Below are 11,170 nucleotides of genomic sequence, written 5' to 3'. Positions count from 1 at the left end.
GATCCCATCCCGAACTCAGAAGTGAAACGCAATCGCGCCGATGGTAGTGTGGGGTCTCCCCATGTGAGAGTAGGTCATCGCCAAGCGCCTAATTATCTCTTTGAGATGTAACGAAGCCAGCTGAATAAGCTGGCTTTTTTGCGTATGCAATTTGTTAAATCAGCGTTAATACAGAACATTGTTCTATTCGTTTTAGCTCTGGTCATTTCGCTAGTTCTTTACGTTTTTTCCTTCCTATATTTCAGACTTTTATACTCTAAGTTCATTATTTACATCAAGATCTCGCTTAGTTTGATAAGTCCTTTTGCTTAGTGGTTAGTTTCCCGTTAGCATACAAAAACTATTCACATTTTTGTTAAAGGCTGTCTGTTGCCTATGCTTCGTAAGCTTTCGCTCGCGGTACTGCTCCCTCTGTGTATGCTGACACTATATTTAGTGTTGGTCATAGGCGAGTACCTGTTTGAAAGCGATCAAGTGCGTGCTGAATTGGCGCAGCGACAATCGACACTGATAAAGCAGCAGTTGTTCCGGATGCAGAATGTGGTTCAATCGGCGCAGGCTTTACAGGATGTGGAGCGGATCGAGCAGGAGGTTTCCTTAGCTGCGCTGGATATGGGCACTATGGTTTATATCTTAGTTGATGCTGATAGCCGTATTCGTTTTGCAAACCATACTGTTTGGCGCGATAGCAATGCCATGCAAGTCATTGATGGTTATGATGCTACTCGTCATCGTGCTGTGGTTCAGGCTTTCCTGCCACAAATTCTTGTTAATCTCGAACGCTTAACCATTCAAGCATATTATCCCGTCTTGCCTCAGTATGGTGGTGCGGTTGATTTGATTTATCTTGAAGCCGATTTAGCGCCTTTAGTCGCCGAAGCTTCCGCTAAGTTACAACAACGTTTTATGCGGGTTTGGGGGCTGGGTGGATTATTACTGATTGGTTTTACCTTCATTCTCTATTTCCTATTGATCCGTCCATTCCAAATATTAAGCGAGGCCGCTAAACAGGTAGGGACTTCTTCCTTTTCGACATCGATCCCTTGGAGCTCATCAGAAGTCTTATCATTGCAAGCCAGTTTGCAGCAGGTACATGAACGTTTGAGTCGTGCTGTGAAACAGTTGAATGACAGCGAACTGCGCTGGCTGTTTGCGGTGGAAGGCTCGCGGAACGGTATTTGGGATTGGGATATCAGCACGGGTGAGGTTTTTCTTTCTGATCGCTGGAAAGAGATGATCGGTTATGCGCCGGATGAATTAGCGGGCGTATTCCAGACTTGGGAAACGCGGTTACATCCCGATGATAGGGATATCGTACTGGATGCGTTGCAGGAGTACGTTAGCGGTAAAAGTAAGGAATTTGAAAGTGTCCATCGCCTGCGACATAGAGAGGGGCATTATGTGTGGGTGCTGGATCGCGGCATGCTGGTTGATTGGGACCCTCAAGGACGTCCTACTCGGATGATCGGCATTCATATGGATGTGTCAGAAAGTGCCAAGAACCATGCTGCGATTAATGAACTTGTGGATCAATCGGTTACGGGTCGCAAGATGTTACCCGATGTCTTTATGGCGCGACTGTCGCAATTTTTAACCCAAGGTAATAGTTCAGGTCAATGGGGAGCATTGCTGCTTGTTGAGGTGGATAGATTAGGCTTGGTCGCGACTCTAAACTCCCACGAATTAGAGCGCTTACTCACGCAAGTGGCTGCACGTCTATCGAGTTATTTTACTGAGAATATTACCGTTGGCCGATTGGAGTCCGGTGATTTTGTTTTGCTGGCTAAAGACTTAGCGGTTGATGCTTCAGTGGCTGCGCGTCGTGCTTTAGCGCTTGCGAGTGAGTTAAGGCAAGTGATTGCTCGACCATTCCATTATGGTCATCATTATTTTGAGCTTAGCGCGAATGTGGGGATTTGTTTGCTCGACAGCATAGAGACCTTAGATCCTGCTTTAGTCATGCGCCGCGCCGAGTTAGCAACCTTGAGTGCTAAGCAACCTGGGCAAGCGGGATGCGCTTTCTATCATGCTGAGATGGATTTACGTCAGAGCCGTGATGAACAGTTACAACAGGAGTTACAGACGGCATTACAGACGGCATTACAGCAAGATAGCATGACGTTAATGTTCCAACCTGTGATGAATGTGCACAGTGAATTGGTCTCGGCTGAAGTGCTCACACGTTGGTATCGTGCCGATGGCGAGTTTATCCCACCTGCAGAGTTCGTGACGTTAGCCGAACAGGGAGGAATGATTGCTGAACTCGATCTTTGGGTCGCTAAACGTGTGTGTCAGTTTATTCAGACATCCCATGCCCAAGGCCGGAGTTTGCCGACTTTAACTCTTAATATCAGTGCATTCTCATTTGGTCAGGCAGATTTTGTTGATGCATTGATTGCGTTAGTTAAAGAGCATGGTATTGCGGCGAATCAACTGGGTATTGAGCTCAATGAGGCCGCATTGTTAATGCAACCACAGTTTGTGGCTGAGCGCGTGTCTAAGTTGGTCGATGCGGGGATAGGTATCGTCCTCGATCATTTCGGTTCTGGATCGAGTGCTTTGAGTTGTTTAGCCAACCAGCCATTAGTTGCGGTTAAATTGGATATGAGTTGTATTGATTCATTGGCCGCAATGCCACAAAGAGTGAAGGCGTTAATTGTCTCTGCGCAGCAGTTTAATTTGCACGTGGTGGCTAAAGGCGTTGAATCACCCCAACACTATCAAGCCTTTGTTGAATTTGGCTGTGATGGTTATCAGGGCTATTTATTCAGCCGAGCGTTAAACCAAGCGGACTTTATCCAGCTTGTTTGTCCTCGTCCTTTATTGCGTAGCGTTTAAAGAAGTCGAGGGCATAATTTAAGGCTTGGTTTCGATAGGCGTCTTTTTCCATAAAAATCTCATGGGCAGCCCCCGCGATCACCTTCAATTGGCAATGAGTGCTCACCGCAAGATTCTGGGCCGCATTGTCAACAATCTTGTCTTCACTCGCTTGCAGTATCAGGATCGGCGTGCGAATTTGCGCTGTTGCCAGTACGCAAGTGTCTGCCGCATCTAAAGACTCTGTCAACCAACGGTTAGTTGGGGAACCGAGTTGTAACTTAGGGGCCGCGTCATACAAGTCTCGATAGGCTTGGTATCTACTTTGGCAATGGGTTAGCTCATTTCCTTTGAAGGGAACCGGTTTATAGTTCTGTCCTCCAAGCACATAGTTAGGTTCGCCGCCATTGAGAGTGGTATCGAGTTTACTGGCTAACCAGCGCACGAATGCTTTTGGCATAGGTAATTTGATGCCATACATGGGCGCTGAAAATACCGCGGCGGTAAAAATATCGGGATGTTGTTTGAGATACAAAGTGCCAATCGCGCCACCCATTGAATGGCCAAGTAGCATGAGTTGTTTGTCGTTTTGCGGTAACACTTTCTTCTGCATAAACATTGCAAAATCATCAATATAATCATTAAATCTTCGCACATGACCCATGTACGGATTAATTGTCATACGATCCGATAATCCTTGGCCACGGTGATCGATGGCATAAACTGAGTAACCCTGTTGGTATAAGTCGAAGACCAATTCTTGGTACTTTAAATAGGATTCAACTCGGCCACTACTGAGAACGATTGCGGTATGTGCTTGGGGATGTTTGACCATCATATAGGCCAGCGTGATGCCATCAGCTGTGATCAGCGTGTCTTGAACAACGCTTTGCCAGAAGGCTTGCTGCTCTGAGGTATTTAAATCGTGTTCAGTCGAAAATGTCGCTTTGGCTTGGCTCATACTCAGTCGCAAATCATTTGGCTTGAATGGTTTGCTAGAGTGTAACAGACAACCATGGGAGTCTGAAAATACCGACTCCCATGGTTGTGATTAACTTAGCGTGTCGCCTTTTTAGCTTCAATAAAATCATTGATTTGCTGTTCGAGGATCGACATAGGTACTGAGCCATTTTCGAGCACAGCGTCGTGGAAGGCGCGAATATCAAACTTGTCGCCGAGTTCCTGTTCTGCTTTAGCACGTAACCGCTTGATCGTTAACTCGCCAATCTTGTAGGACAAGGCTTGTCCTGGCCACGAAATATAACGGTCAATTTCGGTCGTGACATTGTGTAGTGATAGCGCGGTATTGCTGGCCATAAAATCGATGGCTTGTTGACGACTCCATCCTTGGGCATGCATGCCTGTGTCTACGACTAAACGCGCCGCCCGCCACATTTCATAGGTTAAGCGGCCAAAGTTATTGTAGGGATCTTGGTAGAAGCCAGCCTCCAAACCTAAGTATTCGCAATACAGCCCCCAGCCTTCACCGAAGGCAGAGATATAGCCATAACGACGGAAGTCAGGGAGTGACGTTAGCTCAGAGTTGAGTGAAATTTGCAGATGATGACCGGGTACGGCTTCGTGCAAAGTTAAAGCTTCTAACTCGTAGAGTGGGCGCTTATCTAATGCATAAGTGTTGACCCAGTAGTAACCGGGTTCGTCATCGCTGTTCGATCCTGAATATCGTCCTGTGGTGTATTTCGGCGCAATTTCGGCGGGCACTGGCGCTATGCCGTAGGGTTTACGGGGAAGTTTGCCGAAGTACTTAGGCAACATGGCATCGGCTTTTTTTGCAATAAATGCCGCTTCTTTGAGTAACTGATCGGCACTGGTGGTGTAGAACTGGGGATCAGTCCGCAGGAAATGTAAGAAGTCGGCAAAGCTGCCTTTAAAGCCAACGGACTTGATGATTTGCTCCATCTCTTGGCGGATACGCTTTACTTCTTTTAAGCCCAGTTCATGCACTTCTGCCGACGTCATATTCAAGGTCGTATAGTAACGTACTCGATTCTCATAAAACTCAGCACCGTTAGGTAAGCTGCTGGCCGCGATATTTTCCCGTGCATTGGGAATGTACTCTTTGGTCATAAAATCATAGAAGTTTTGGTACAGCGGCAAGACTTTTTGCTCGACTAAGGCGCGACCTTCTTGGGTCAGCTGAGTTTTTTGTGCTTCAGTGAAATAGCTGGGGTATTGGGTAAAAGGTTTGAAATAACCGCTCTTTTCCACAGGGACGATATAAGCACTGATACTGTCTTCAAAGCCATTGAGTGTCACTTTAGGCGGCGTTATTCCCTCGGCTAATCCTTGTTTCAGCCAGTGAGTTTGCTGGGCGAAATAGGTCGGGAGTGCATTGAGTTTGGCAATATAGTTGTGGTAATCCTCAAGGGTGTTGAATCTTCCCTGTGCGATTGAGGTGATATAAGCGTGGAAGCCGCTTTCCGCGGTAATGGGCAAGTAATAATCTTTAAAGCTATACAGGTCGACATCGTTTTGGATCTGATCTTCCAGTATTTGAGCGTTAATCTTATCTTCTTTACTCAAACTGCTGCGGTCGAGTGCTTTGAGCTGCGCTAATACTGTGATTTGGCCTTGATTGAGCTTAGCGAGCGCAGCTGGCGAGAGATCCGATAACTTTCCTGCGGCACTGGCATCACCCATGCTGTAAGCCATTTCAGGACTCGCGCTGAGCTGTAATTGCCAGCTTTGGTCGATAATCGCCTGCAGCGCGGGAGCTATGGGCTCAACTTGCGATTGTGTTGCTGATATTGCCTGTGGCGCTACGGTTTGGCTATTTTTTGTGGCTTGAGTGGTACTGCAGGCGCTTAATGCGCATATCAATAAACTGGGGGTTAAGAGTTTATGCATAGCAGATCTCTGATATTTTCGTTGTTATTGAAGTCATTATGCCTGATGAATACGGCAGTTCCTTGTATGGATATTAAGCAGAATTGTGACTGAATGTGAATTTAAATGCGTTTGGCGCATAAATGCCCCTGAAAATGCGTGTTAAACTTAGTGTCCGCCCGCGACCAAATAACAAAAGCATTGGCTGGGTAGTTCAAATAGGGGTTAAATATGATTGATACATCCATTCCATTGGTGGATCTGCATCGTCACCTAGACGGTAATGTGCGAGTAAACACCATTTGGGAACTAGGACACCAACACGGCATTGCGCTACCTGCCGATTCTTTAGAGACTCTCGCACCTTTTGTGCAAATTCAGGGGAAAGAAACTAGCTTAGTCGCCTTCTTAAAGAAGCTCGATTGGATGGTTGGCGTACTCGCTGACTTGGATGCGGTTAAACGCGTTGCCTATGAAAACGTTGCCGATGCGGCATTGTCTGGCTTAGATTACGCTGAGTTACGTTTTAGTCCTTACTATATGGCGATGAACCATAAGTTACCGATTGAAGGCGTAGTTGAAGCAGTAGTCGACGGCGTTAAAGCGGGCTTAAAAGACTATAACGTGAAGATCAATTTGATTGGTATTTTGTCACGTTCATTCGGTCAAGCCGCTTGTACTCAAGAACTTGAAGGCTTACTTGCCCATAAACAACATCTCGTGGCTATGGACTTAGCTGGCGATGAAATGGGTTTCCCTGGCGAGTTATTTAACGAGCACTTTAAACGTGTTCGTGATGCAGATCTTGCGATTACGGCTCACGCCGGTGAAGCCGCGGGTTCACAAAGTATGTGGCAAGCGATTCAAGAACTTGGCGCGACGCGAATTGGCCACGGGGTGAACGCGATTCACGATCCTAAGTTGATGGAATATCTCGCTAAGCACAGTATTGGTATCGAATCTTGCCCAACCAGTAACTTGCATACTTCTACAGTCGCTTCTTACGCTGAGCATCCTTTTAGAACTTTTATGGATGCAGGCGTATTGATCAACTTAAATACCGATGATCCCGGTGTGAGCGCTATCGACATTAATCATGAGTACCGTATTGCTAAATCCGAACTCAAGTTAACCGATGCTGAGTTAGCGCAGGTGCAACGCAACGGCGTTGAAATGGCGTTTTTATCCGACAGTGAGCGTAAAGCGCTGTATGCCGCTAAGGTATAAGCTCTGAGTCATTAATAAAAATAGCTATAAATAAAAAATCCGACTCTAGAGTCGGATTTTTTTATGAGCATTCGCGAGTGCAGCGATAGGCGCTTTAGATAACGCGTGAGAATTGTTGCTGACGCGCTTTTTGACGATAGTAAAGGTCGAAGCACATACAGATATTGCGGATCAATAAACGGCCAGTAGGGCTGATAGTGATCTGTCTGTCGACGATTTCAACTAATTTATCATCGATAAATGTCTGCATTAACTTAAGATCTTCCGCGAAATAGGTTTCGAAGTTAATCCCCAGTTTCTCATCAATTTTCGCCATATCTAATTCGAAGTGGCAAATCAGCTGTTTAATCACTACGCGGCGGATTTCATCGTCACGGTTCAGGCTACAACCTTTCCACAAAGCATGGCCTTCCTTATCTATGGCTTCATAGTAAGGGCGGATATCTTTCTGGTTTTGCGCATAGCAGTCGCCAATCTGGCTGATGGATGACACGCCAAGACCTAACAAATCACATTCTTCTTGGGTGGTATAACCTTGGAAGTTGCGGTGCAGTCTGCCTTCACGCTGTAACTTGGCTAACTCGTCATCGGGTTTAGCAAAGTGGTCCATACCGATATATTGGTAGCCTGCGCCAGTTAAGGTCTCGATAGTTTGGTGCAGCATTTCGAGTTTTTGTTTTGGCGAAGGTAAATGCTCATCTTTGATCTTACGTTGTGCAGCAAAGCGTGCAGGTAAGTGAGCATAGTTAAATACCGACAGACGGTCTGGCGATAAATCTAAAACGCGCTGCATAGTGACGGCAAAGGTTTCTGGCGTTTGGTGTGGCAAACCATAGATTAAATCTATGTTGGTCGACACAAAGCCCATAGCTTTTGCTTTGGCCATCAAGTCGAAGATAAATTGCTCATCTTGTTCGCGATTAACGGCAATTTGCACTTCTTTATTGAAATCTTGTACACCAATGGAGATCCGGTTGAAGCCCGCTTCTTTCAATGTGTCGAGCATTGACAGTTCTATCTCGCGAGGATCGACTTCAATCGAGAACTCACCTTCTTCCGCAAAGTTAAAGTTAGCTTTAATCAATGACGTCAGCTTAAGAATTTGCTCAGGATTTAAGAAGGTAGGTGTACCGCCGCCCCAATGCATTTGGGTTACGCTGTAATGTTTAAACAGGGGCGCACGTTTGATAATTTCTTGGCTTAAATATTCAATGTACTGATCGGCTTTGTGTTGGTGGCGGGTGATGACTTTATTGCAGCCGCAGTAATAACAAAGCTTGGCGCAGAACGGGATATGAATATACAGCGACAGTTTATCGCTTTTGCTATTTTCAATGGCCGTCAGCAGGTTTTGTTCGGTGAAAGTGTCATCGAACTCCAATGCCGTTGGGTAAGAGGTATAACGGGGACCGCTGTAGTTATACTTTTCGATCATCGACTGATCCCAGCTAATCTGAGTGGGCTGCTTCAAGGCGTGTCCTCCGTGGGTAAATTAGCAACAAGCGAAGTATGCAAGGTTCTTAAGTAAATAACCTTGATCTAGGTTGTAAAAATGACGTCTGTCTTTTTAGAAGTTACGCAATATCTATCAAAAAAGTACGCTTGTCTGTCGATATATGGTGGTTTTGTGCGCAGGCTCACGGGAGAAAGCAGAGTAAGATTGGAGTGGGTTTTATCGAGATGACCTCAAAATCACAACATAAGTGGTCTTGAGGTATAACAATGAGCGAGTTTAATGCATCGCTTTGGCTTGGTAATCCGCCAGTTTTTTCACATCATCACTGATGCCTTGCTCTAATGCCGCTTCTGACTTCATTCTGATTAAGTCTAACTTCATCCTTTCTTGCTTAGGCAAGGCTTGGCGAGCATCCATGATGGGATGATCTTTAATCAGCTCAAAGTGTTTGAATAATGAAGGGTAATCAGGAGCCACGCGCTCACTCAATGACAGGATTTCAAATAATCGCCCAATTCTGACCACGCCTTCAGAGATCTCACAGCGGTCTTCAATCATGGCTGTGGCGATATAGCGGATATCATCTAAAACTTGGGCGCGTTTTGCATTCGCCGTGACTTCACGCTCGGCTTGTTCGGCCTGCTGACGCTTTTTTTGCTGCTTGAGTTTTAGGATTAAGAAGGTGGCGTAGCTACTAAGCGCTACTATGATGATAAAACCGAGAATAATGATAGCCGTAGACACAGAGACTCCTTATATGAATGGCATAAGGAGCACAGCTAAAAAACTGAGTTCCCTATGCCTTAGCACTGAGAGGTTTAGAACTTGTCTTGATAATCTTTCAGTAAGTCAGCGCCTGATTCGAACTTATCGAACAACTCATCGTCAGACAAAGACTTAGCTGGTGATGAAGGTGCGTCATCATCCATATCGTCGCTAATGCCGAGTTTAACCATCAGAGCTTCAATCTTATTCAGCTGTTGATCTAACCATTTTTGATCCACATCGTTGAGATCACGGCCTTCTTCCAGCATATCTAACAGCTGATTTAGTCTTGGATCTTCTTCCAATTTCAGCAGTTTTTGCTCGTCAGTCAGCTTAGCTTGTTTCACTTTTGGCTGAGCGGCTTTATCTGTTACCACTGCCGCAGGAATCGCTAAAGCAATAGGCTTCTTGCTGCCATGACGCGGGTCTTTTTTCTTCGCGGCTTGCTGTTGCGGCGCTTGCGCTAAAATTAAGCTTTCGTTATGACGACTGCCTGATTTATTGCCAGAATCTTTACGTTTGCCAGTCGCTACAGCGCGATCTTGCTTCTTCACTCTTGGCTGTAACTTAGGGCTGTTCTCGCCGCCCTTGCGTGTTTTCTTGCTACGAGACATGGTCTTCTCAATTGTTTACAACGTATGGCCCCGCAGACTAAGGTTGAGCTTGTCTACAAGGTGCGAAATTAGGCCGAGTGTTATACCAGATTATGATGTTTTTTGCATCAAAACGAGGTCCTTTGCGGCAAATAATAGTTCAAAATCGCTATTGTTTGCTAGGTACTCGAAGGTTTGTCGCTGGTAAAAGCTCACATGGGTGAGGTTTTTCTTGTAATGCCACTTAGCAAAACCATCTAATTCAGTCAGTAACGGTGTGCTTATCGCTAACCAACCACCAGGATGCAGTAGTCGAGAGAGTAAGGCCCACTCTTTTATTGGGTACTGAAAATGCTCAAAAACGCGATAACAGCAGATAAAATCATATTCTTGCTTTAACACATCATGATTAGGGGCAAAAAAGGGATCGTATTGGTTTAACTTGTGGCCCGCATTTTCTATGGTCGCCAAACTCTCATTATCGAGTATGCGTCCAAAATTCAATCCTAATAAACGACCAGCTTGCTGCTGCTCTAATTGTGCTAACAGCGGCAAAATAAATTGCGATAGCTGCTTTTGCTTCAACGCTATGCGTGAACGACCGTATCTTTGTTTCTCTGCCGCGGGTGGTAAATGGCTATTGGCATCCGCAAAGGTTAACTCACATGTCTTGCAAACATAAAAACTCCGCTTTTTATCTTGATGAAGGAGTTGTGTCTGACTGTTATGACAAAGAGGGCATCTGGGCATTGAGTCTGCTGAAGTGGTTATTAAGGCTTTGATTGTACCAATTATATTGGTCGAGTGCACATTTTAGACACTGGTGGTGTATTTACACCAAAGAAAAAAGGCGGCAGTTAAACTGCCGCCTTACAAAGGGTGCTTTAGCACCTTATCCTGATTCCAAGTATCCATACTTGCTATGCGACTTTCCCGGTCGGTATCCTTCTTTTTTTTACTGCTTTCCCTGCATTATTTTTGTTAACGGTCTTCCAGACACTTTATTTTTTTCTGTCGCCATCCTGACCACAGTTTCCGTAGATGGTCTCGCGACACATCATTGTATAGCATCGTCATCATTGACGTTTAGTTAACCATCCATGTTACTTAAGTACCTTCCAGTGATAACAAGCATCCAGCCAGTGCATCCTAAGCTTATCGCTTCCTTTGCTACAGTTGACATCATGTAAACTGTGTCCTGATGGGGCAAGTTACCCTGAGTGTAAGGCGTTTTGCTAGAAGCAAATTGGCGTTATCGGCCATCCCTTACAAAATGGTGCTGACCTGGATTTCAAGTGGAAATCACGACTCTTGTTATTATTAGAGAGTGGTCTTAAGTATATTATTGTTATTGAGTGTCTTTATTCTTATATCTTGAATGTTAATTATACCGAAACCTGTAAGTTATTATTAATCTTTTTGTACAAACAGATGGGTTTATCTCGGTACGGGGCTTATTAAACCC

8 protein-coding genes and 1 rRNA gene are annotated in these 11,170 nt (G+C 45.3%); 3 read left to right on the top strand and 6 right to left on the bottom strand.

Annotated elements, in window-relative coordinates:
• Positions 1-86: ribosomal RNA gene (rrf, locus tag FW758_RS21695) — 5S ribosomal RNA — on the top strand; the annotation flags it as partial.
• A 289-nt stretch (positions 87-375) separates the two neighbouring features.
• Positions 376-2,838 (top strand): EAL domain-containing protein, encoded by a 2,463-nt coding sequence (locus tag FW758_RS21690; RefSeq protein WP_446446485.1) that lies wholly within the window; start codon positions 376-378, stop codon positions 2,836-2,838.
• On the opposite strand, the gene FW758_RS21685 is transcribed toward FW758_RS21690, so the two are convergent.
• Both FW758_RS21685 and FW758_RS21680 read right to left on the bottom strand, forming a co-directional pair.
• Positions 2,795-3,778 carry an alpha/beta fold hydrolase gene (locus tag FW758_RS21685; protein ID WP_446446484.1) on the bottom strand — a complete coding sequence of 328 codons (984 nt, stop codon included), beginning with the start codon at positions 3,776-3,778 and terminating at the stop codon, positions 2,795-2,797. The two genes, FW758_RS21690 and FW758_RS21685, sit on opposite strands and share 44 nt — an antisense overlap.
• A gap of 95 nt (positions 3,779-3,873) precedes the next feature.
• Positions 3,874-5,685, bottom strand: a complete 1,812-nt coding sequence (locus tag FW758_RS21680; protein WP_446446483.1) for a DUF885 domain-containing protein — start codon at positions 5,683-5,685, stop codon at positions 3,874-3,876.
• A 210-nt stretch (positions 5,686-5,895) separates the two neighbouring features.
• Here FW758_RS21680 and add point away from each other — a divergent pair, with 210 nt between their 5' ends.
• Positions 5,896-6,891: an adenosine deaminase gene (gene add / locus FW758_RS21675; RefSeq protein ID WP_446446482.1), complete on the top strand. Its 996-nt coding sequence runs from the start codon at positions 5,896-5,898 to the stop codon at positions 6,889-6,891.
• A 94-nt stretch (positions 6,892-6,985) separates the two neighbouring features.
• Here the strand turns inward: add and hemN are convergent, their stop codons facing one another.
• The 4 genes from hemN to FW758_RS21655 all read right to left on the bottom strand — a co-directional run bounded on the left by hemN (position 6,986) and on the right by FW758_RS21655 (position 10,455).
• On the bottom strand, positions 6,986-8,362 hold the full coding sequence (gene hemN / locus FW758_RS21670) for an oxygen-independent coproporphyrinogen III oxidase (protein ID WP_259510892.1): 1,377 nt from the start codon (positions 8,360-8,362) through the stop codon (positions 6,986-6,988).
• A gap of 261 nt (positions 8,363-8,623) precedes the next feature.
• Positions 8,624-9,091, bottom strand: coding sequence for a DUF2489 domain-containing protein (locus tag FW758_RS21665; RefSeq protein WP_446446481.1), 468 nt, complete (start codon positions 9,089-9,091; stop codon positions 8,624-8,626).
• A gap of 74 nt (positions 9,092-9,165) precedes the next feature.
• Positions 9,166-9,726: a Der GTPase-activating protein YihI gene (yihI, locus tag FW758_RS21660; protein ID WP_006079359.1), complete on the bottom strand. Its 561-nt coding sequence runs from the start codon at positions 9,724-9,726 to the stop codon at positions 9,166-9,168.
• A 90-nt stretch (positions 9,727-9,816) separates the two neighbouring features.
• The gene (locus FW758_RS21655; RefSeq protein ID WP_446446480.1) at positions 9,817-10,455 is read right to left on the bottom strand and encodes a class I SAM-dependent methyltransferase; all 639 of its coding nucleotides are present in this window, start codon (positions 10,453-10,455) and stop codon (positions 9,817-9,819) included.
• Between the last annotated feature and the right edge of the window lie 715 nt (positions 10,456-11,170).

The sequence above is a fragment of the Shewanella sp. 1180_01 genome, from assembly GCF_052850535.1.
Note: the sequence above shows the minus strand (reverse complement) of the source record. Positions and strands in the feature narration are given on the sequence as shown.